The sequence below is a fragment of the Streptomyces sp. NPDC041814 genome (genome assembly GCF_055590565.1).
Window position 1 is genome coordinate 92,149 of record NZ_JBVJAM010000014.1, and the last position, 21,383, is coordinate 113,531.

Here is a 21,383-nt window from a genome sequence, read left to right on the forward strand (position 1 = left end):
TCGGGCAGCACCCCCCATGTACCCGTCTGCGGGGAGTTTCCGCAGGCGTACGAGAGGAGCACGGAGCCGCAATGAGTACCAGAGGCACCATCAAGCAAGGTCTGCGCCGGAGGCTGGCCGCAGCCTCCGCCCTGGCCATGGGCGCGGCGCTGGCGGTGGCGATCCCCACCACCGCCGACGCGGCGGCGGCCCGGGTCGACAACCCCTACGTGGGCGCCAAGGCATATGTGAACCCGGACTGGTCCGCCCTGGCGGCGGCCGAGCCGGGCGGCGCGGCCATCGCGAACACGCCGGCCTTCGTCTGGATGGACCGCATCGCGGCCATCGAGGGCACGGAGGGGAAGCGGAGCCTGCGCGGCCACCTGGACACCGCACTCGCCCAGGGTGCGGACCTGTTCCAGGTCGTCATCTACGACCTGCCGGGACGCGACTGTGCCGCTCTGGCGTCCCACGGCGAGCTCGGCGCCACGGAGATCGACCGGTACAAGAACGAATACATCGACCCGATCGCCGACATCCTCGCCGACCCGGCCTACGCGAACCTGCGCATCGTCACGATCATCGAGCCCGACTCGCTGCCCAACATCGTCACCAACGCGGGCGGTACCGCCGGTTCGACCGAGGACTGCGCGACGATGAAGGCGAACGGCAACTACGAGAAGGGCATCGGCTACGCCCTTCACACCCTGGGTGCCATTCCCAACGTCTACAACTACATCGACGCCGCCCACCACGGCTGGCTGGGCTGGGACAGCAACATGGCCCCGGCCGGCCTGGAGTTCAAGAAGGCCGCCACCTCCGAGGGTGCCACCGTCAACGACGTCGCCGGGTTCATCGTGAACACGGCGAACTACTCGGCTCTCAAGGAGCCGAACTTCAAGATCACCGACACGGTGAACGGCACCACGGTGCGCCAGTCCAAGTGGGTCGACTGGAACTACTACACCGATGAACTGACGTTCGCCCAGGCGCTGCGCACCCAGCTGGTCGGCCAGGGCTTCAACTCCAACATCGGCATGCTGATCGACACCGCCCGCAACGGCTGGGGCGGCGCCGACCGGCCCACCTCGGCGGGCCCGCTGACCAGCGTGGACGACTACGTCAACGGCGGTCGCGTCGACCGGCGCATCCACGCCGGCAACTGGTGCAACCAGAGCGGCGCCGGCATCGGTGAGCGGCCCACCGCCGCCCCCGAGCCCGGGATCGACGCCTATGTGTGGGCGAAGCCCCCGGGGGAGTCGGACGGCAACAGCGAGCCCGAGGAGAACGACGAGGGCAAGGGCTGGGACCGGATGTGCGACCCGACCTATGAGGGCAACGGGCGCAACGGCAACAGCATGACGGGCGCGCTGCCGAACTCCCCGGTCGCCGGCCACTGGTTCTCCGCGCAGTTCCAGGAGCTGGTGCGCAACGCCTACCCGCCGATCGACGGCAGCGGCGAGAACCCCGGTGGTGGCGACGACACGCAGGCGCCGACCGCGCCGACGGGTCTGACGTCCACGGCGAAGACCAGCAGCAGCGTCTCGCTGTCCTGGACCGCGTCGAGCGACAACAAGGCGGTCACCGGCTACGACGTGTACCGGGGCAGCACCAAGGTGGGTTCGACCACCACCACCTCGTACACCGACACGGGTCTGTCGGCCTCGACCGCCTACAGCTACACCGTCAAGGCGAAGGACGCGGCCGGCAACGTCTCGGCGGCCTCCTCGGCCCTCTCCGTCACCACGTCGGCGGGCGGTGGCACCGGAACGGGCTCCCTGAAGGTCCAGTACAAGAACAACGACTCCTCCGCGACCGACAACCAGATCCGGTTCGGTCTGCAGCTGGTCAACACCGGCAGCACGGCGGTGGACCTGTCCACGGTGAAGCTGCGCTACTGGTTCACCCCCGAGTCCGGGTCCTCCACCTTCGGCACCTCGTGCGACTACGCGGTCCTGGGCTGCGGGAAGCTGAGCCTGGCGGTGAAGCCGGACGGTACGACGGCCGGGGCCAGCCACTACCTGGAGGTCTCCTTCGGCAGCGGCACCCTCGCGGCCGGCGCCTCCACCGGTGAGATGCAGCTGCGGCTGAACAAGAGCGACTGGTCCAACTTCAACGAGGCGGACGACTACAGCCACGGCACGGGCACCTCGTTCGCCGACGCTTCGAAGGTCGGCGTGTACACGGCCGGTGCGCTCTCCTGGGGCACCGCGCCCTGATCAGTGACCGGATGACCCGGTGACTCCGTCCGGCCCCGCCACGTGTGTGGTGGGGCCGGACTTCTTTACGTACAAGTGATCGACGGGTTTTTGTTATGGTCTCCGGCCGGGCGGCATCTCCCAGGTGTGCGTGAAGCCAGAACAGGACTCCGGAAGAGTGAGCACAGCATGGGCCAGGACCGCGAACGGGCGTTGATCAAGGCGGCACGGGCCGGTGACGCCGACGCCAAGGACCAACTCGTCGCGTCCTGTCTTCCGCTGCTCTACAACATCGTCGGACGCGCGCTGAACGGCCACGCGGACGTGGACGACGTCGTGCAGGAGACGGTCCTGCGCATGCTGCGCGCCCTGCCCGGCCTGCGGAATCCGGAGCGCTTCCGCTCCTGGCTGGTGGCCATCGCGATGAACGAGATACGGGGGCACTGGCGCGACCGGCAGTCCGCCGCGATCCCCGTGGAGCCCCTGGCCACCGGCCAGGACCGGGTCGATCCGGCGGCGGACTTCGTGGACGTGACGATCCTGCGGCTGGGGCTGGCCGGGCAGCGCCGCCAGGTCGCCGAGGCGACCCGGTGGGTGGACGAGGACGACCGGGCGCTGCTCTCGCTGTGGTGGCTCGAGGCGGCGGGCGAGCTGACCCGGGCCGAGGTGGCCACCGCGATGAATCTGTCGCCCGAGCACACCGCCGTACGCGTACAGCGGATGAAGGCGCAGCTGGACACCGCACGTGTGGTGGTGGGGGCGCTGGCCGCGCAGCCGCGGTGCGTCCTGCTGGACGACATCCTGACCGGTTGGGACGGGGCGCCCTCACCTCTGTGGCGCAAGCGCATCGCACGGCACGCGCGCGGCTGCACCGTCTGCTCGGGGTTCGGCGCGGGCCTGGTGCCGGCCGAGGGCCTGCTCGTGGGCCTCGCGCTGGTCCCGCCGGCGGTGGCCGGGGCCGGCCGGATGCCCCGGCCGGCCGAGGTCGCGGCCGGCACATCCCTCGGCACGCCCGCACGGCCGGGCCGGGCGGCGCTGCGGCGGGACCAGGCGCGCCGCCGACGGCGCAACGCGATGGTGGCGTCCGTCCTCGCGGTGGGCGTGCTGGGGGCCGGGGGCGCCGCCGTGCATCTGTCGACGGGTGACGACGGGGGCGACGAGGTGTCCGTCGCGAGCGCGCCCGAGGCCGACGGCGCCGTCACCGCGACCGCTTCGGCCGGGGCTTCCCCGTCCGCGACCCCGTCCGCCTCGCCCTCGCACACCGCCGGGAGCCCGAGCCCGAGCGCCACGAAGAAGAAGGACCGGGCGAAGCCGGAGAAGACGGCCCCCGCGACCAGGCGTCCCCCGGCGACGAAGTCCGCCTCCGCGACCCGGCCGGCCCCGGCCCGGCCCACGCCGAGCCCGCCGTCGGACGCGGAACAGGTCCTGGCCCTGGTCAACACCGAGCGTGCGAAGGAGGGCTGCGGGCCGGTGACCGGCGACGACGAGCTGACGGCCGCCGCGCAACGGCACTCCGAGGACATGGCCGCGCACGACTACTTCTCGCACACCTCGCAGGACGGCTCGGGCCCCGGCGAGCGGATCACGGCCGCCGGCTACCGGTGGAGCACGTACGGGGAGAACATAGCGAAGGGGCAGCGGACGCCGGCCGACGTGATGAACTCCTGGATGAACAGCCCGGGCCACCGGGCCAACATCCTGAACTGCTCGTTCAAGGAGCTGGGCGTGGGCATACAGGACAGCCCCGGCGGCATCGTCTGGACCCAGGACTTCGGCGCGGAGATGTGAGGCCACGGCGTCGCACGGCGGGCGCGGGGCCTTCCGGTGGGGGCGCCCGGAAGGCGTGACCCCCGGGCACGTCAGCCCGTCCGCGCCACGTCCATCGACATCAGCCCGCGCAGCCCGTCCTCCAGGACCTCCGGACCGGTGTCGCCGAACATGGCGAGCTGGGCGATGAACCCCTGGGCCGTCGCGATCAGGGCCCGGGCGACGTGTTCGTCGGGCACGTCCGCCCGGAGCACTCCGGCCTCCCGGTACAGCCCGACCAGCTCCGTCCAGGCCCCGCGCAGCCCGCCGAACGCCTCCGTGAGGGTGGCCGCCAGCCGCTCGCTGCGCAGCGTCTCGGACCAGACCTGGATGATCAGCCCCGCGTAGGCCCGGGGTTCGAGCCCCCGCCCCGATTCGAGCCCGTCGGTGAACAGGCTCCGCGAGACCCGGCCGATCAGGACGTCCGGGGTGGGGACGGGGGTGTCCCTGGCCGCACCCTCGAAGGCCCGGCGCACTCCGTTGACGGCCTCGGTCGCGATGGCCGCGATCAGGTCCTCCTTGCCGCTGAAGTAGCGGTAGACCGCGCCCGCGGACAGACCGGCCTCCTTCAGCACGTCCTGCATCGAGGTGCCGTGGAAACCGTCACGGGCGAAGCAGCGCGCGGCGCCGTCCAGGATCTGTCTGCGGCGGGCGTCGAGGTGCGCCTGAGATACACGGGCCATGCCGCCAACTTAAAACGAACATTCATTCTTGACAACCATCGGCAGCGAGCGCGACAGTGAGCGAGTCATATAAAACGAACGATCCTTCTCTTTGAGGATCACCCTCTCCGAAATCGAGGCCCTTCCCATGTCCCTCACCCCGAACCGCCGCCTGGTGGCGGCGGTCCTGCTGGTGCCGCTGGTGGTGACCCTCGCCCTGTGGGCCTTCGCCTGGCCCGCCGCCCGGACCGCACCGCGCGACCTGCCGGTCGGGATCGCCGGTACCGCACCGGCCGCCGACCAGCTCCAGCAGCGGTTCGAGGAGCGCGACGGGGCCTTCGACGTGCACCGCTACGACTCCGAGGCCGCGGCCCGGGACGCGATCGAGGACCGGACCGTCTACGGCGCGGTGGTCGTGACCGCCGAGGGCCCCGAGCTGCTGACGGCGAGCGCGGGCGGCACGGTGGTCGCCCAGCTGCTGCGCGAAGCGGTGACCGCCGGGGCACCGGCCGGCTCCGAGGTGCCGGTCACCGACGTGGTCGCCGCACCCGCCGCCGATCCGCGGGGCGCCGTGCTCGGCGCGAGCATCCTGCCGCTGGCCATCGCGGGGGTCGCCGCCGGCGCGGCCGTGACCCTGCTGAGGCTGCGCGGGGCGCGGGCCGGGATCGCACTGTTCGGCGTGGCCGTCATGGTGGGGCTGCTGGCCACCACGGTGACGGACAGCTGGCTCGGCGCCCTCACCGGCGACTGGTGGAGCGAGGCCGCGACCATCGCCCTGACCGTGCTCGCCATCGGCGCGCCGGTCGCGGGCTTCGCCGCCCTGCTCGGAACTCCGGGCATCGGGGTCGGCGCCCTGCTCATGGTGCTGCTGGGCAACCCCTTCTCCGGCGTGACCAGCGCGCCCGAACTGCTCCCGCGCACGGTCGCCGTGATCGGACAGCTGCTGCCGCCCGGTGCGGGCGGGTCCGCGCTGCGCTCGGTGGCCTTCTTCGACGGCGCTGCGGCGGGCGGCCCGGGCCTGACGCTCGGCGTGTGGGCGGTGCTGGGACTGGCCGCGGTGCTCGTCGGCGGGCGCCGCAGGACGGCGGCGGAGACCGCGACACCGGCGCGGGAGCCCGCACTCACGGGCTGATCCCACGCGCCGCGCAGGAGTGCGCCCCCGTCCCGGCGGACGGGGGCGCTTCGCCGTGTACGGAGGTCAGTCGTCCCGGCCGTGGTGGCCCCGGTGCTCCGCAGCGATACCGAAGCGCTGCCGTTCGCCGGGAGCGGACGGGGTGGAGCCGATCGAGGAGACCGAGCTGATCACGTGCTCCTGCTCCGCCGCCTCCTCCTTCTCAAGTCGTTCGAGGTCAGCGGCCGATACGAGGGCCACGAGCGGCTTGCCGTGCCGCGTGACGACCACGCGCTCGCCGCCGTAGACGACTCGGTTGATCAGTTCGGCGAGTTCAGCCCGGGCTTGCGTCACCGGAATCTCGTAGGCCATGCTCCCATCATAACCTTCTGTACGTCCTGTACATTTTTTACGGAAGCGTGCGCGGGCGCCCCCCTGGGCCCGCGCGGCCGGAGGAGAGGCACAGCCGTGTACCGTCCCGTCGCCCGTCACGTACTGCCCGAGTTCACCGAGCGCACCTCCCAGGGGTCCCGGACCCTCGACCCGTACTCCAAGCTGCTCGCCGAGCGCGTCGTCTTCCTGGGCACGGCCCTGGACGAGACGGCCGCCAACGACCTGGTAGCCCAGCTGATGTACCTGGAGCACGACGCGCCGGACCGGCCCGTCTCGCTGTACATCAACTCGCCGGGCGGCTCGTTCGGGGCGATGACGACCCTGTACGACACGATTAACTTCCTCGCCTGCGAGGTGGAGACCTTCTGCCTGGGCCGGGCGGGGGCCGGGGCCGCAGTCCTGCTCGCCGCGGGCGCCCCGGGCCGGCGGCACATGCTGCCCGGCGCCAAGGTGGTCGTCAGCCAGCCCGCACTGGACGAGCCGGTCCAGGGGCAGCCCTCCGACCTGGAGATCGAGGCGCGCGAAATGGCCCGGATGCGCGCCACGATGACCGGCATGCTGGCCCGGCACACGGGGCGCTCCGTCGAGCAGGTCACCGAGGACACCGAGCGCGACCTCGCCCTCGACGCGGAGGGCGCCCTGGCGTACGGGCTGGTCGACCACATCGTGCGGAACCGGGTCCCGGTGCCGCCGCGCTCCGGGTGGTGAACCGGCGATGCAGCCACCGGAGTTCTCGCCGCTGCCCGCCCTGACCCGGGCCGAGTCCGAGTTCATCGACCGCTATCTGCGGGTGGTCGACCAGGTGGGCCGGATCAACCCGGCGCACGGTGACGACACGTACACGGCCCTGCGCGCCGCCCAGGCGCTCGCCTCGCACGCGGCGGCCCTGCGGGACGCGCTCGCGCTGATGCACCGGCGCGGCGAAACCCGCATCCACAGCGGCACGTTGACCCGCGCGCTGCGGGAGCTGGACGGCGAGCGGAGGGCGGCCCGGGTCGCCCTGCCGCCCGCCCCGCCGGGCTGAGACCGCCGCGGGTCACCGACACGCCCGGGGGGTGCGCGGGATTTCCTCGCTCGTTCGGCGTAGGGGCTCCCCCTCACGAGGGACGGTCCGATTTGCCCTTTCCTGATGCGCGTGGGGCGGATTCCTGCGCGACACCGCTGGTACGGCCAGGGCCTCGGGCGGCGGGCGGACCGCCGTCCGGGTTTCCGTCCACCTGAACGGGCCATCCGTGCCGGTCTTCACCGATGGCCGTTCCGGCTCGGAAATCCGGCACGAGGTGAGTCAAGATCCCTGGGACGACAAGCCCCCGCCACCGCGGCGGGGCGGTCCGGGCGGACGCCGAGTCCTGCCGCCGCCCGGATGACTGGTCGACAGGAGTGGATCGGCAGGAGTGGAGGACCCGAGCACTACGGGACCGCCGGATCTCCGGTTGTCCCTCGGGGTGAAGCCGCAGCGCGCGGCCGGGCGACTTCGCCAGCCCGAACCCGACAGGTCATCCTTCACAGGCGGCTGACGAAGGGTTGCGCATGAGTGCGCAGGTTCATGTCCCGTCTCTGCTCGCCCGGGCCACCACGGCCTCGGTCATGACTCTCGCCGCCGTCGGCGGCACGCTGTGCGTCCCAGGAGCCGCGCCCGAGGCGCAGGCGGCCGGCCACGCGATGAAAGCCCTGAAGATCGCCGCGTCGAAGAAGGGGGCGCCCTACCGCTGGGGCGCCACCGGGCCCGGCAGCTTCGACTGTTCGGGGCTGACGCTCTACTCGTTCAAGAAGGCGGGCAAGAGACTCCCCCGCACGGCCCAGCAGCAGTACAACAGGACCAGGCACATCTCGGCATCCCAGCGCCAACGAGGTGACCTGGTCTTCTTCCATTCCGGCCGCAGCGTCTACCACGTGGGCATCTACGCCGGCAGCGGGAAGATCTGGCACTCGCCGAAGACCGGCGCCGTGGTCCGTCTGGAGAAGATCTGGACCAGGAGCGTCTACTACGGCCGCGTCGGCTGACCCGCCCGTCTCAGGGCTGGACGGGGACCTGCCACGGCAGCGCCACCCAGACGGTCTTGCCGCCGTCGGCGGTGGGCGTGACGGCCAGTCGGCCACCGTACTCCTTGGCCAGCGAGCGGATGATGACCATGCCGCGTCCGTTGTCCTGCTGCACGGCTGCGGGCAGCCGCTGGGGCCGGCGGGGGTGGCTGTCCGTCACCCCGAGGCGCAGCTCCTCGTCCCGTTCGAGACGCAGGTCCACGGTGAAGGTGGGCGACTGCCCGAAGGTGTGCAGGACGGCGTTGGTGGCCAGCTCCGAGAGGATGAGGCGGACGGTGTCGGCCATCTCCGCGTCCTCGGGCAGGCCCCACTCCGTCAGCACCCGGGCGACGAACCCGCGGGCCGCGGAGACCGAGACCGGCTCGCTCGGCAGGGTGACACGTGCTTCCTGATGGTCTGCCATGGCGAGCCGTCCCTTTCCCACCCGATACCGGCCCGCCGAGCGGTCCGGTTGTGCTTCGCGCCAGAGTGCCACCGATGCTGCCCTCCGTGGCGGCGATCCACCAAGATATGCATATATCTGTCCCTCAAACCGGTGAACTCTGCCCACGCGGGGCCGCTCCGGCGCCACACTGTCTGCTCGTCGGGCAGTGGAGGGAGCCATCGATGCAGCACGGCCCTGCGGTGCGGCGCCGCAAGCTGGGAGAGGAGCTGCGGAGCCTGCGTCACGCGTCAGGTCTCACGAGCCGGGAGGCAGCGGCGCTCCTCGGCTGGCACCAGTCGAAGGTGAGCAGGATCGAGACAGGTGTCAGCGGGGTCCGGCCGGACGACGTGAGCCGGCTCCTCGACGCGTACGGCTTGGACGATCCGAAGCTCCGCGAGGTCCTGGGCGCGCTCGCCGGTTCGGCGGGCGGAGGCGGTGCCGGCTGGTGGCACGCCTACCGGGGGCTCATCCCGCCCCAGTACCGCGATTTCATCAGCCTGGAATCGCAGGCGCGCACCGCCCGCACGCTGGAGACCACGGTGGTACCGGGCCTGTTGCAGACGGCCGACTACGCCCGCGCGGTGACCCGGGACTCCCTGGACGGGCTGCCGTCCGGTCAGCTGGACTCACTGGTGGAGGTACGGCTGACCCGGCAGGGGGTGCTGCGGAGCGATCCGCCGCTGCGGCTGAGCGCGGTCCTGGACGAGGCGGTGCTGCACCGGGAGGTCGGCGGCCGGAGAGTGATGCGGGAGCAACTGCGCCATCTCACCCGGGTGGCACAACTTCCCCATGTGCGACTCCAGTTGCTTCCGTTCTCGGTCGGCGGCTATGTCAGCCTCACCAGCCCTTTCGTTATCTTCTCTTTTCCGACCGCTTCCGACCTTGACGTGGTCGTTCTTGACCACTTGACGAGTAGCCTCTATCTGGAACGGAAAGAAGACCTTGCGGCGTACAGCTCGGCCTTCGAGACCCTTCAGACGCACGCGCTGTCGCCGGAGCACACGCTGGACCGGATCGCCGCGATCGACCGCGCCGACCGGTGACCCCCCACCGCCCGGAGGAAGCGTCATGTCCGATCACCTCGCCCGGCACGCCATGCGCTGGCGAAGCAGCAGCTACAGCACGGGGATGAACAACTGCGTGGAGACCGCGCCGTCCGGAAGCGGGCGGCTGCTGGCCGTCCGCGACTCGAAGGACGTGGCCAGGACGCCCCTGGAGTTCTCCACGGCGGCCTGGACGTCCTTCGTCTCCGGTTTGAAACGCTGAGCCGGACCACCGCCTCAGCTCTGCGGTGCGGTCCTCCGCACCGTCTCCACCGCCCGCGCGACCTGCTCGTCCGTCAGGTCCGCGCGGGCGGTCAGCCGGAGCCGCGAGATGCCGTCGGGCACGGACGGCGGCCGGAAGCAGCCCACCCCCATCCCGGCCGTCCGGCAGTCGGCGGCCCAGCGGACGGCGGCCTCGGCCGAGGGAGCCCGGACCGAGACGACCGCCGCGTCGGGCCGCACCGCGGTCAGACCGGCCGCCGTCAGCCCCTCGTACAGCGCGGTGGCGACCGTACGCGCCCGGAGCGCGCGCTCCGGTTCGCGGCGCAGCAGCCTCAGTCCGCCCAGGGCGGCGCCGACGGCGGCCGGTGCGAGTCCGGTGTCGAAGATGAACGTCCGGGCGGTGTTGACCAGGTGGTCGATGACCCGGGCCGGCCCGAGGACCGCGCCGCCCTGGCTGCCCAGGGACTTGGACAGGGTGAGCGTGGCCACGACGTCCGCGTCGCCCGCGAGCCCCGCCGCGTCGAGCGCGCCCCGTCCGCCCTCGCCGAGCACGCCGAGCCCGTGCGCGTCGTCCACCAGGAGCGCGGCGCCCTCCGCCCGGCAGACCGTGGCGAGCGCGGCCAGCGGCGCGGCGTCCCCGTCCACGGAGAACACCGAGTCGGTGACGGCCAGCTTCCGGCCCTCGTGCCCGCGCAACGTCTTGCGGACGGCCTCCGGGTCGGCGTGCGGGACGACGGCGGTCTCGGCCCGGGAGAGCCGGCAGCCGTCCACGATGGAGGCGTGGTTGCCCGCGTCCGACGCGATGAGGGCACCGCGCCCGGTGAGCGCGGTGAGGGCCGCGAGGTTGGCGGCGTAGCCGGAGGAGAGGACGAGCGCGGCCTCAAAGCCGCAGAACGCGGCGAGTTCGTGTTCGAGCTCGGCGTGCAGCGCGGTCGAACCGGTGACCAGCCGGGAGCCGGTCGCCCCGCCGCCCCAGCGGCGCGCCGAGTCCGCCGCCGCGGAGGTCACCTCCGGGTGCCGGGTGAGGCCGAGGTAGTCGTTGCTCGCGAGGTCCAGGAGCTCCGCTCCGGCCTCACGGGGCCGCAGCCGGCGGACAAGACCCGCGTCCGCGCGCCGGCGCGCCTCGTCTTCGATCCAGTCGAACGGGGTGGCGGGCATGGGCGGTCCCTTTTGTAGGCAGCTCACAGACCCTAACCGGGCTCATGCCGAGACACGGTGTGGCAATGCACACACCCCGTGTCAGCTCTGTTGTCCGGTTCCTCCTTGGCTCGGGGCGGTGCGGTGCGTCAGGATCATCGCCATGGACCTCCTGAACACGCTGGTGGACAAGGGGCTGCGGCGCGAGCTGCCGACCCGTGAAGAAGCGCTCGCCGTACTGGCGACCCCGGACGACCGACTGCTCGACGTGGTGGCCGCGGCCGGCAAGGTGCGCCGTCAGTGGTTCGGGCGGCGGGTGAAGCTGAACTACCTGGTCAATCTGAAGTCCGGGCTCTGCCCCGAGGACTGCTCGTACTGTTCGCAGCGGCTCGGTTCCAAGGCCGGGATCCTCAAGTACACGTGGCTGAAGCCCGAGGAGGCGTCGAAGGCGGCCGCCGCCGGGGTGGCGGGCGGCGCCAAGCGCGTCTGCCTGGTGGCCAGCGGCCGCGGTCCGACGGACCGCGACGTCGACCGGGTCTCGCAGACCATCGAGGCCATCAAGGAGGAGAACGAGGGCGTCGAGGTCTGTGCCTGCCTCGGTCTGCTCTCCGAGGGCCAGGCCGACCGGCTGCGTTCGGCGGGCGCCGACGCGTACAACCACAACCTCAACACGTCCGAGGGGACGTACGGGGAGATCACCACCACACACACCTACGCCGACCGCGTGGACACCGTGCAGCAGGCGCAGGCCGCCGGGCTCTCCGCATGCTCGGGGCTGATCGCGGGCATGGGCGAGAGCGACGCCGATCTGGTCGACGTGGTCTTCTCGCTGCGCGAACTGGACCCGGACTCCGTACCGGTCAACTTCCTGATCCCGTTCGAGGGGACCCCGCTCGCCAAGGAGTGGAACCTGACGCCGCAGCGGTGCCTGCGCATCCTGGCGATGGTGCGGTTCGTCTGCCCGGACGTGGAGGTGCGGCTCGCGGGCGGGCGCGAGGTCCATCTGCGCTCGATGCAGCCGCTCGCCCTGCACCTGGTCAACTCCATCTTCCTGGGCGACTACCTGACGAGTGAGGGCCAGGCCGGGCAGGCGGATCTGGACATGATCGCGGACGCCGGTTTCGAGGTGGAGGGGGCGAGTACGACGACGCTCCCCCGGCACCGCGCGGACGCGGCGGCGGGCTGCGGCTCACACGCGGCCGAGGGCTGCGGTTCGCACGCGGCCGGCGGCTGCGGTCCGTGCGGGGAGGCCGCGGAGGCGGAGCCCGTACCCGCCGCGGAGGCGCCGGAGACGCAGGCGCCGGGGGCCCGCACGGATCTGGTGGCGGTCCGCCGCCGCGGCGCGGGCACGGACCTCGCTCCCAATGCCTGAGCCGCTCTCCCCCGCCGTACTCCGGGACCTGGACCGGGCGCACGTCTGGCATCCGTACGGCCCCATGCCGGGCCGGCAGGAGCCGCTGATCGTGGAGTCCGCGTCCGGGGTCCGGCTGCGGCTCGCCGAACCCGCCCACGGACAGCACGAGTTGGTCGACGGGATGTCCTCGTGGTGGTCGGCCGTGCACGGCTACAACCACCCCGTGCTGAACGAGGCGGCACGCGGCCAGCTCGACCGGATGAGCCATGTGATGTTCGGCGGGCTCACGCACGAGCCGGCCGTCCGGCTGGCGGCCCGGCTGGTGGAGATCACCCCGGAGCCCCTGCGCCACGTCTTCCTCGCCGACTCGGGCTCCGTGTCGGTCGAGGTCGCCGTGAAGATGTGCCTCCAGTACTGGCGGTCGGCCGGGCGGCCGGCCAAGCAGCGGCTGCTGACCTGGCGCGGCGGCTACCACGGGGACACCTGGCAGCCGATGTCGGTGTGCGACCCCGAGGGCGGGATGCACGAGCTGTGGTCCGGCGCCCTGCCCCGCCAGGTCTTCGCGGACGAACCGCCCGCCGGTTACGACTCCGGGCCCGACCCCGCGTACGCGGCGCGTCTGCGCGAGCTGATCGCGCACCACGCGGACGAACTGGCCGCCGTGATCGTGGAGCCGGTGGTCCAGGGGGCGGGCGGCATGCGCTTCCACTCCCCCGGCTATCTGCGCGTGCTGCGCGAGGCGTGCGACGCGTACGGCGTGCTGCTCGTGTTCGACGAGATCGCGACGGGCTTCGGCCGTACGGGCAAGTTGTTCGCCGCCGACCACGCGGGGGTGTCCCCGGATGTGATGTGCGTGGGCAAGGCCCTGACCGGCGGCTATCTGACGATGGCGGCGACGCTGTGCACGAGCGAGGTGGCCGACGGCATCTCGCGCGGCGAGGTGCCGGTGCTCGCCCACGGGCCGACGTTCATGGGCAACCCGCTGGCCGCTTCGGTGGCCTGCGCCTCCATCGACCTGCTGCTCGGCCAGGACTGGCAGCAGGAGGTCAAGCGGATCGAGGCCGGGCTGAACGAGGGCCTGGCGGCGGCACGGGAGCTGCCCCGGGTCCGTGACGTGCGGGTGCTCGGCGCCATCGGGGTCGTCCAGCTGGACCACGAGGTGGACATGGCGGCGGCGACCGCGGCCGCCGTGCGCGAGGGGGTGTGGCTGCGGCCGTTCCGGGACCTCGTCTACACCATGCCGCCGTATGTGACGGGTGACGACGATGTCGCGCGCATCTGCCGCGCGGTGTGCGCCGCGGCGCGGGAGGGCTGAGACATGAGCGTTCTGGTGGTGACCGGTACCGGTACGGAGATCGGCAAGACGATCGTGACCGCGGCCGTGGCGGCGGTCGCCGCGCACCGCCGCGTCGCCGTCCTCAAACCGGCCCAGACCGGCCTGGAGCCGGGCGAACCCGGCGACGTGGCGGAGGTGGCACGACTGGCGGGCGCCCACGTCACGGCGGTCGAACTGGCCCGCTTCCCGGAACCGCTGGCGCCCGCGACGGCCGCCCGCCGCGCCGGAATGGACCCGGTGCGCCCGTACGAGGTCGCCGAGGCCGCCGAGAAGCTGGCCGCCGACCACGACCTGGTCCTGGTCGAGGGCGCCGGAGGGCTGCTCGTACGGTTCGACGACGAGGGCGCGACGCTGGCGGACGCGGCCCGGCTGCTCGCGGCCCCGGTCCTGGTGGTCGCCCCGGCCGGGCTGGGCACGCTGAACTCCACGGCCTTGACGGCGGAGGCGCTGCGGGCGCGGGAGCTCGACTGCCTGGGGGTGGTCATCGGGAGCATGCCGGCCGAGCCCGATCTCGCGGCGCGTTGCAATGTGGCGGACCTCCCGGTGGCCGCCGGCGCCCCGCTGCTGGGCGTCGTCCCGGAGGGCGCCGGTTCGCTCGCCCCGGCCGACTTCCGCGCGCGGGCGGCGAGTTGGCTGGCCGCGCCGCTGGGCGGCGACCGGCCGTCGGGCTGAGCGGAGCGGGCGGTACCGCCGGGCCGGGAGCCCGTGCGGGGTCGTCCGCGCGCCCGTTCACCGCCGTATCCCGGACGGATTCCGTACCCGGGCCCCCCATTGGTCGAACACCTGGTCATAATTCCTGCTCAGGGCTCAGGTAGCCGAGGTCACCGCGGTCGGCCACGTCCTGGCGCCGCAAGCGCGCCGTCCGACCAGTTCTCGCGACGACTCATGGAGTGACATTGAGTACGACGACGTTCCGTTCCCGCATCACGGCCCGGCTCGGGCGCGGCTACCTGGCCAGGATCCAGAAGCACGGATTCGGGTCGACCACCATGAAACTGCTCCCGGAGCAGCTGCTGATGCCGCTGCGCAGGGAGGGGCTCGACCCGGTCCGGCGGCTCGCCGAGACCCGGGCGGCCGCACCGGTGTCCCGGGTGGCGCTGCCGTTCGGGATGGACGCCTGGGTGGTCACCGGCTACGAGGAGTCGAAGGCGGTGCTCGGCTCCGCCGAGGGCTTCAGCACGGACTTCGCCCACCTGGCGGGCAACGCGGGCATAGCCGCCGAACACAGCCCGGGCGGTCTGGGGTTCAGCGATCCGCCGGTGCACACGCGGCTGCGCCGCATCCTGACCCCGGAGTTCACGATGCGCCGGCTGCGCAGGCTGGCGCCCAGGATCGACGCCATCGTCGCGGAGCGGCTGGACGCGATGGCGGCCGCGCCGGGGCCGGTCGATCTGGTGCACGCGTTCGCGCTGCCGGTGCCGTCGCTGACCATATGCGAACTGCTCGGGGTGCCCTACGAGGACCGCGACGACTTCCAGAAGCTGGCCATGGACCGCTTCGACCTGTTCCAGGGGGCCACGGCGCCGTTCGGCGCCATGTCGGAGTCGCTCGACTACTTCCGGGGCGTCGTCCGGGACCAGCGGCGCTCGCCGGGCGACGGCCTGCTCGGGATGATCGTGCGGGAGCACGGGGACAGCGTGGACGACGAGGAACTGGCCGGCCTGGCGGACGGGGTGCTCACCGGGGGCTTCGAGACGACCGCCAGCACGATCGCGCTGGGCGCCCTCGTCCTGCTGCGGAATCCGGAGGTGGCGGACCGGCTGCGCGCGGACGACGGTGCGACGGCGCCCTTCGTGGAGGAGGTGCTGCGCTATCTGTCCGCCGTGCAGATGGCCTTCCCCCGGTTCGCCCGCGAGGACATCGAGATCGCGGGGGTGGTGATCCCGCGCGGCGACATGGTGCTGTGCTCGCTGAGCGGCGCCAACCGCGACCCGGCGTACGTCACGGACGACGGGCGGTTCGACCTGGACCGGGTCACTCCGGCCGGGCACCTCGCCTTCGGGTACGGCATCCACCGCTGCATCGGCGCGGAGCTCGCGCGGATGGAACTGCGCTCCGCCTTCCCGGCCCTGGTCCGGCGCTTCCCCGCGATGCGGCTCGCCGTTCCGCCGCAGGACCTGACCTTCCGCAAGCTGTCGATCGTGTACGGCGTCGAGTCGCTGCCCGCACGACTCCGCTGAGCCGGTCGCGTACCGGCGGGAAACCGATCGCCCGGGCGCACGGTTCTCTGATTGGGTCGGGCCATGAGTGATCTCTCGATACGCCCCGCCGCCCCTTCCGACATCGACGCCGTGCTGCGCTTCTGGCGCACGGCGGCGGAGGGCACCAGCATCAGCGACGACCACGACGGGGTGGCCCGCCTCATCGACCGCGACCCGGGGGCGCTGCTCCTCGCGGAACGGGAGGGCGTGCTCGTGGGGAGCGTCATCGCGGGCTTCGACGGCTGGCGGTGCTCGGCGTACCGGCTGGCCGTCCGTCCGGACCACCGCCGGCAGGGCATCGCGACGGCGCTGCTCGACGCGGCGGAACAGCGCTTCGTCGAGCTGGGCGGGCGGCGGGTGGACGCCATGGTCCTGGAGGAGAACGAGCGGGCGCACCACGCCTGGCAGGCGGCCGGCTACCGCCGCGAGAACCAATGGCGGCGGTGGGTGAAGCCGCTCGGGCCGGGCACAGGGGGAAGGTGACGGGCCGCACCCCGCACTTTGCCGATCCTTTACTATGGGGAGGCAGTCCTGCCCTCCCGACGAAAGGTGTGAGCGTCCGCCCATGGGCGAGCCTCCCAGTCCCAGAAGCCACCGACATCGCGCGGTCCGCCGGTCCCTGTCCGATCATGGGACGGAGGTGAACCGATGACCGAAGTGCTTCTGCTGCTCGTTGCGGTACTGCTCTCGCTCGCCTGCGGCGCCTTCGTCGCCGCGGAGTTCTCCCTGACCACCGTGGAGCGCGGTCAGCTTGAGCGCGCCGTCGAGCAGGGCGAGCGCGGGGCCGCGAGCGCCATGAAGGCGGTCCGCAGCCTCACCTTCCAGCTGTCCGGGGCGCAGCTCGGCATCACGGTCACCAACCTGGTGGTCGGCATGCTCTCCGAGCCGTCCATCGCCAAGCTGATCCGGGGCCCGGTGAAGGCCGTCGGGCTGTCGCCCGGTGTGGCCTCGTCCGTGGCGCTCGTCATCGGCACGGCCCTGTCCACGGTGTTCCTGATGGTCGTCGGCGAGCTGGTCCCGAAGAACTGGGCCATCTCCTCGCCGCTCACGGTCGCGAAGACCGTCGCCACCCCGCAGCGCGCCTTCACGGCTGTCTTCCGCCCCTTCATCAGCCACCTCAACAACACGGCCAACCGGATCGTGCGCCGCTTCGGGCTCGAACCGGCCGAGGAGCTGGCCACCGCGCGCAGCCCGCAGGAGCTCGTGGCACTGGCCAGGCACTCCGCCAAGGAGGGCGCGCTGGAGGCAGACACCGCCGAACTGTTCGTCCGCACCCTCGGCCTCCCGGAGCTCACGGCGGAGAACGTGATGACCCCGCGCGTACAGGTCACCGCCCTTGAGGTCAGCGCGACCGCCGAGGACGTCGCCAACGCGACCCGGGCCACCGGCCTCTCCCGCTTCCCCGTCTACCGGGGCAGCCTCGACACCGTCGTGGGCGTCGCCCACATCAAGGACGTGCTGGCGGTCCCGGCCGCGGAGCGCCCCCGCAAGCGCGTTTCCGAGATGCTGCGCGAGCCGGTGCTCGTCCCCGAGACGCTGACCGTGGACCGGCTGCTCGACCGGCTGTCCGGGAAGCTCGCCATGGCGGTCGTGATCGATGAGTACGGCGGCACGGCGGGCGTCGTGACGCTGGAGGACATCGTGGAGGAGGTCGTCGGCGAGGTGCGCGACGAGCACGACCCGCACGAGACGCCGGACCTGGCCCCCGCCGGTGAGGACGCCGACGGGCGCGTCCTGTGGTCGGCGGACGGCGCCGCCCGCACGGACCAGTTGGAGACGATCGGGCTGCGGGTGCCGGACGGTCCGTACGAGACCCTGGCGGGCCTGATCGCCACCGAGATCGGCCGCATCCCCGCCGTGGGCGACTCGGTCGAGCTGGCCGGCTGGCGGCTCGACGTGGTGGACGCCTCCGGGCGCCGCGCCGCCCGGGCCCTGCTGCACGCACCGCTGTCCGGTGCCCACCTGCCGTCGGAGGACGAGCGATGACCGCCGTACAGCTCTTCATCGGTCTGCTGACGCTGGTCGTGAACGCCTTCTTCGTCGGCGCGGAGTTCGCGCTCATCTCGGTGCGCCGCAGCCAGATCGAGCCGCAGGCCGAGCAGGGGAACCGGCGGGCGCGCAGCGTCATCTGGGGCCTGGAACACGTCTCGGCGCTGCTCGCGGCGGCCCAGTTGGGCATCACCCTGTGCACCCTGGTGCTCGGTATCGTCGCCGAGCCCGCGATCGCGCATCTGCTGGAGCCCGTCTTCGACGCGGTCGGTGTGCCGCACGGCCTGGTCCACCCGGCCTCGTTCGTGATCGCGCTGACGGTGGCGACCTATCTGCACATGCTGCTGGGCGAGATGGTCCCGAAGAACATCGCGCTGGCCGAGCCGGTGCGGACCGCGCTGCTGCTCGGCCCGCCGCTGGTGACGCTGGCCCGGGCGCTGCGCCCGGTGATCTTCGCGATCAACGCCTTCGCCAACGCCCTGCTGAAGCTGTTGCGGGTGGAGACTAAGGACGAGGTGGAGGCGACGTTCTCGAATGACGAGCTGGCGCGCCTGGTGAAGGACGCCGGCGACGCCGGGCTGGTCGACGACCGGGCGGCCGAGCGCCTGCACCACGCCCTGGAGCTGGGCCGCCGGCCGGTACGGGACGTGGTGCTGCCGGTGGACCGGGTGATGTACATCCGGGTCGGGGCGACGCCGGAGGAGCTGGAGCGGCTGTCGTACGAGACGGGCTTCTCGCGCTTCCCGGTGATGGACGCGGAGCAGCGCATCCTCGGATACCTCCACGTGAAGGACGCCCTGGACGTCACCCCGCGCGACTTGCCGTTCCCGGTGTCCTCGATGCGGCCGATCGCCCGGGTCCGGGCGGCGACACCGCTGGACGACGCGCTGACGGCGCTGCGGCGCAGCCGTACGCACCTGGCGGCGGTCCTGGACGAGGACGACAGGCTCGCGGGCATGGTGACGATGGAGGACGTGCTCCGGGAGCTGGTGGGACGGCCGCAGAGCCGCTGAGCCGGGGCGGTTCCGGGCCCCGGTCCGGGGCCGCCGTTCGCCCGCCGGGGCCGTACGGCGCCGCGATACGATCGCATCGCCATGGAAATGAATGCCTCATACACCAGTCTGGTCGCGGTCGGCGACTCGTTCACCGAGGGCATGTCGGACCTGCTGCCCGACGGTACGTACCGGGGCTGGGCCGATGTGCTCGCCGCCCGGCTCGCCGCCCGTACGCCGGGCTTCCGGTACGCCAATCTCGCGGTACGCGGGAAGCTCATCGCCCAGATCGCGGACGAGCAGGTGGATGTGGCGGCGGCCATGCGGGCGGACGTGGTGACGCTGGTCGGCGGCCTCAACGACACCCTGCGCCCCAAGTGCGACATGGGCATGGTGCGCGGACGCCTTGAGGAGGCGGTCGAACGCCTGGCGCCGTCGTGCAAGCAGTTGGTGCTGATGCGCAGCCCCGGTCGCAACGGGCCCGTGCTCGACCGGTTCCGGCCGCGCATGGAGGAGCTGTTCGCTCTGGTGGACGAGCTGGCCGCCCGGCACGGCGCGGTGGTGGTCGACCTGTACGGCGCCCCGGTGCTGGGCGACCCGCGCCTCTGGGACGTCGACCGGCTGCATCTCACCGCCGAGGGGCACCGCCGGGTGGCCGAGGCGGTGTGGCAGGCCCTGGGGCTGCCGCCGGAGAGCGACTGGCGGGCCCCGCTGCCCGCATCGGCCCCGGCGCGCTGGGGCGCTCGGCGGGTGGAGGACGTGCGGTTCGCCCGGCAGCACCTGCTGCCCTGGATCGGCCGGCGGCTCACGGGGCGCTCGTCCGGCGACGGGCGGGCCGGGGCGCAGTTCGACGCCGAGCTGGGGCGGGCCTTCTGGGTGACTCCGGAGGAGGACGGCTGGGCGGCTCCGGTCGCCACGTGGCGTCAGGTGGAGTCCGGTGAGCGGGGGGCACGGGACGCGTCCGGTTCGTAGCAACGCACAAACGGGACCGCGGCGCTGAGCTGCACAAACCGCCAGTAGAATCCGTACACGTGACTGCTGTGTCTGCGAAGCCTCGCATCCCCAATGTCCTGGCCGGCCGCTACGCCTCCACGGAGCTGGCCGTCCTCTGGTCCCCCGAGCAGAAGGTGAAGCTGGAACGCCGGCTGTGGCTGGCGGTGCTGCGCGCCCAGAAGGACCTCGGGATCGAGGTGCCCGACGCCGCCCTCGCCGATTACGAGCGTGTTCTCGACCAGGTCGACCTGGCCTCGATCGCCGAGCGCGAGAAGGTCACCCGGCACGACGTGAAGGCCCGCATCGAGGAGTTCAACGCCCTCGCCGGGCACGAGCACGTCCACAAGGGCATGACCTCGCGCGACCTCACCGAGAACGTCGAGCAGTTGCAGATCCGGCTCTCCCTGGAGCTGATGCGCGACCGCACCGTGGCCGTCCTGGCCCGCCTGGGCAAGCTGGCCGCCGAGTACCGCGAGCTGGTCGTCGCCGGGCGCTCCCACAACGTGGCCGCGCAGGCCACCACCCTCGGCAAGCGCTTCGCGACCGCGGCCGACGAGCTGCTGGTGGCGTACGGCCGTCTCGAAGACCTGCTCGGCCGCTACCCGCTGCGCGGCATCAAGGGCCCCGTCGGCACCGCGCAGGACATGCTGGACCTGCTCGGCGGCGACGCCGGGAAGCTCGCGGAGCTCGAAGAGCGCATCGCCGCACACCTCGGCTTCGCGCACGCCTTCACCTCGGTCGGCCAGGTCTACCCGCGGTCGCTCGACTACGACGTGGTGACCGCCCTCGTCCAGCTGGCGGCGGCGCCCTCCTCGGTGGCGAAGACCATCCGGCTGATGGCCGGGCACGAGCTGGTCACCGAGGGCTTCAAGCCCGGCCAGGTCGGCTCGTCCGCGATGCCCCACAAGATGAACACCCGCTCCTGCGAGCGCGTCAACGGCCTGATGGTCATCCTGCGCGGCTACGCGTCGATGACCGGAGAGCTGGCGGGCGACCAGTGGAACGAGGGCGACGTCTCCTGCTCGGTGGTGCGCCGGGTGGCCCTGCCGGACGCGTTCTTCGCGTTCGACGGGCTGGTCGAGACGTTCCTGACGGTGCTGGACGAGTTCGGCGCGTTCCCGGCCGTCGTGGCCCGCGAGCTGGACCGTTACCTGCCGTTCCTCGCCACGACCAAGGTCCTCATGGGCGCGGTGCGCGCGGGCGTCGGCCGCGAGGTCGCCCACGAGGCCATCAAGGAGAACGCCGTCGCCTCGGCCCTCGCCATGCGTGAGCAGGGCACCGAGCGCAACGAGCTGCTGGACAAGCTCGCGGCCGATGAGCGCATCCCGCTGGACCGCGCCCAGCTGGACGAGCTGATGGCGGACAAGCTGTCCTTCACCGGGGCGGCCGGCAATCAGGTCACCGCGCTCGTCACGCGGATCGAGGAGATCACCAAGCAGCACCCCGAGGCCGCCGGCTACACGCCCGGCTCCATCCTCTGAGGCCGACGGCCACCGCCGC

Annotated in this window: 21 protein-coding genes and 1 riboswitch; of the genes, 17 read left to right on the forward strand and 4 right to left on the reverse strand. The window is 72.3% G+C overall.

All coding sequences use genetic code 11. The features are described 5' to 3' along the window. Positions 1-71: 71 nt before the first annotated feature. Entirely contained in the window at positions 72-2,198 is a 2,127-nt protein-coding gene (locus ACZ6C6_RS29435; RefSeq protein WP_469207025.1) for a glycoside hydrolase family 6 protein, read from the forward strand. A 168-nt stretch (positions 2,199-2,366) separates the two neighbouring features. Continuing rightward, positions 2,367-3,965, forward strand: a complete 1,599-nt coding sequence (locus ACZ6C6_RS29440) for a sigma-70 family RNA polymerase sigma factor (RefSeq protein ID WP_469207027.1) — start codon at positions 2,367-2,369, stop codon at positions 3,963-3,965. Between the two features lie 71 nt (positions 3,966-4,036). On the opposite strand, the gene ACZ6C6_RS29445 is transcribed toward ACZ6C6_RS29440, so the two are convergent. Next, positions 4,037-4,666 carry a TetR/AcrR family transcriptional regulator gene (locus ACZ6C6_RS29445; RefSeq protein ID WP_469207029.1) on the reverse strand — a complete coding sequence of 210 codons (630 nt, stop codon included), beginning with the start codon at positions 4,664-4,666 and terminating at the stop codon, positions 4,037-4,039. 127 nt (positions 4,667-4,793) lie between these two features. Here ACZ6C6_RS29445 and ACZ6C6_RS29450 point away from each other — a divergent pair, with 127 nt between their 5' ends. Then, positions 4,794-5,777 carry an ABC transporter permease gene (locus ACZ6C6_RS29450; protein ID WP_469207031.1) on the forward strand — a complete coding sequence of 328 codons (984 nt, stop codon included), beginning with the start codon at positions 4,794-4,796 and terminating at the stop codon, positions 5,775-5,777. Between the two features lie 66 nt (positions 5,778-5,843). Here the strand turns inward: ACZ6C6_RS29450 and ACZ6C6_RS29455 are convergent, their stop codons facing one another. Further along, entirely contained in the window at positions 5,844-6,128 is a 285-nt protein-coding gene (locus tag ACZ6C6_RS29455; protein WP_018105220.1) for a type II toxin-antitoxin system Phd/YefM family antitoxin, read from the reverse strand. A gap of 96 nt (positions 6,129-6,224) precedes the next feature. On the opposite strand from ACZ6C6_RS29455, the gene ACZ6C6_RS29460 reads away from it, so the two are divergent. The 3 genes from ACZ6C6_RS29460 to ACZ6C6_RS29470 all read left to right on the forward strand — a co-directional run bounded on the left by ACZ6C6_RS29460 (position 6,225) and on the right by ACZ6C6_RS29470 (position 8,153). Further along, positions 6,225-6,857, forward strand: a complete 633-nt coding sequence (locus ACZ6C6_RS29460; protein ID WP_469207033.1) for an ATP-dependent Clp protease proteolytic subunit — start codon at positions 6,225-6,227, stop codon at positions 6,855-6,857. Positions 6,858-6,864: 7 nt separating this feature from the next. Then, positions 6,865-7,173, forward strand: a complete 309-nt coding sequence (locus tag ACZ6C6_RS29465; RefSeq protein WP_469207035.1) for a hypothetical protein — start codon at positions 6,865-6,867, stop codon at positions 7,171-7,173. Positions 7,174-7,511: 338 nt separating this feature from the next. Further along, positions 7,512-7,676: riboswitch (cyclic di-AMP (ydaO/yuaA leader) on the forward strand. 3 nt (positions 7,677-7,679) lie between these two features. Beyond that, positions 7,680-8,153, forward strand: a complete 474-nt coding sequence (locus ACZ6C6_RS29470) for a C40 family peptidase (protein WP_469207037.1) — start codon at positions 7,680-7,682, stop codon at positions 8,151-8,153. Between the two features lie 10 nt (positions 8,154-8,163). Here the strand turns inward: ACZ6C6_RS29470 and ACZ6C6_RS29475 are convergent, their stop codons facing one another. Beyond that, positions 8,164-8,595: an ATP-binding protein gene (locus ACZ6C6_RS29475; RefSeq protein WP_018105216.1), complete on the reverse strand. Its 432-nt coding sequence runs from the start codon at positions 8,593-8,595 to the stop codon at positions 8,164-8,166. Positions 8,596-8,798: 203 nt separating this feature from the next. Between ACZ6C6_RS29475 and ACZ6C6_RS29480 the strand changes: the two genes are divergently transcribed. Then, the gene (locus ACZ6C6_RS29480) at positions 8,799-9,659 is read left to right on the forward strand and encodes a helix-turn-helix domain-containing protein (protein WP_469207039.1); all 861 of its coding nucleotides are present in this window, start codon (positions 8,799-8,801) and stop codon (positions 9,657-9,659) included. A 25-nt stretch (positions 9,660-9,684) separates the two neighbouring features. After that, the gene (locus ACZ6C6_RS29485) at positions 9,685-9,882 is read left to right on the forward strand and encodes a DUF397 domain-containing protein (protein ID WP_469207041.1); all 198 of its coding nucleotides are present in this window, start codon (positions 9,685-9,687) and stop codon (positions 9,880-9,882) included. Positions 9,883-9,896: 14 nt separating this feature from the next. On the opposite strand, the gene ACZ6C6_RS29490 is transcribed toward ACZ6C6_RS29485, so the two are convergent. Further along, a complete protein-coding gene (locus ACZ6C6_RS29490) occupies positions 9,897-11,039 on the reverse strand; it encodes an 8-amino-7-oxononanoate synthase (protein WP_469207043.1) in 1,143 nt (380 codons plus the stop codon). A 142-nt stretch (positions 11,040-11,181) separates the two neighbouring features. Between ACZ6C6_RS29490 and bioB the strand changes: the two genes are divergently transcribed. The 9 genes from bioB to purB all read left to right on the forward strand — a co-directional run bounded on the left by bioB (position 11,182) and on the right by purB (position 21,364). Then, on the forward strand, positions 11,182-12,390 hold the full coding sequence (gene bioB, locus ACZ6C6_RS29495) for a biotin synthase BioB (RefSeq protein ID WP_469207045.1): 1,209 nt from the start codon (positions 11,182-11,184) through the stop codon (positions 12,388-12,390). Continuing rightward, positions 12,383-13,687, forward strand: a complete 1,305-nt coding sequence (locus tag ACZ6C6_RS29500; RefSeq protein WP_469207047.1) for an adenosylmethionine--8-amino-7-oxononanoate transaminase — start codon at positions 12,383-12,385, stop codon at positions 13,685-13,687. Before bioB ends, ACZ6C6_RS29500 begins: the two co-directional genes overlap by 8 nt. A gap of 3 nt (positions 13,688-13,690) precedes the next feature. Then, complete coding sequence (gene bioD / locus ACZ6C6_RS29505; RefSeq protein WP_469207049.1) at positions 13,691-14,380, forward strand: dethiobiotin synthase; 690 nt, start codon at positions 13,691-13,693, stop codon at positions 14,378-14,380. Positions 14,381-14,604: 224 nt separating this feature from the next. Continuing rightward, entirely contained in the window at positions 14,605-15,888 is a 1,284-nt protein-coding gene (locus tag ACZ6C6_RS29510) for a cytochrome P450 (protein WP_469207051.1), read from the forward strand. 63 nt (positions 15,889-15,951) lie between these two features. After that, positions 15,952-16,392: a GNAT family N-acetyltransferase gene (locus ACZ6C6_RS29515; RefSeq protein ID WP_469207053.1), complete on the forward strand. Its 441-nt coding sequence runs from the start codon at positions 15,952-15,954 to the stop codon at positions 16,390-16,392. A gap of 165 nt (positions 16,393-16,557) precedes the next feature. Next, the gene (locus ACZ6C6_RS29520) at positions 16,558-17,895 is read left to right on the forward strand and encodes a hemolysin family protein (RefSeq protein ID WP_469207055.1); all 1,338 of its coding nucleotides are present in this window, start codon (positions 16,558-16,560) and stop codon (positions 17,893-17,895) included. Further along, positions 17,892-18,911: a hemolysin family protein gene (locus ACZ6C6_RS29525; RefSeq protein WP_469207057.1), complete on the forward strand. Its 1,020-nt coding sequence runs from the start codon at positions 17,892-17,894 to the stop codon at positions 18,909-18,911. Before ACZ6C6_RS29520 ends, ACZ6C6_RS29525 begins: the two co-directional genes overlap by 4 nt. Positions 18,912-18,992: 81 nt before the next feature. Beyond that, entirely contained in the window at positions 18,993-19,862 is an 870-nt protein-coding gene (locus ACZ6C6_RS29530) for an SGNH/GDSL hydrolase family protein (RefSeq protein WP_469207059.1), read from the forward strand. 59 nt (positions 19,863-19,921) lie between these two features. Continuing rightward, positions 19,922-21,364, forward strand: coding sequence for an adenylosuccinate lyase (gene purB / locus ACZ6C6_RS29535; protein WP_469207061.1), 1,443 nt, complete (start codon positions 19,922-19,924; stop codon positions 21,362-21,364). Positions 21,365-21,383: the final 19 nt, after the last annotated feature.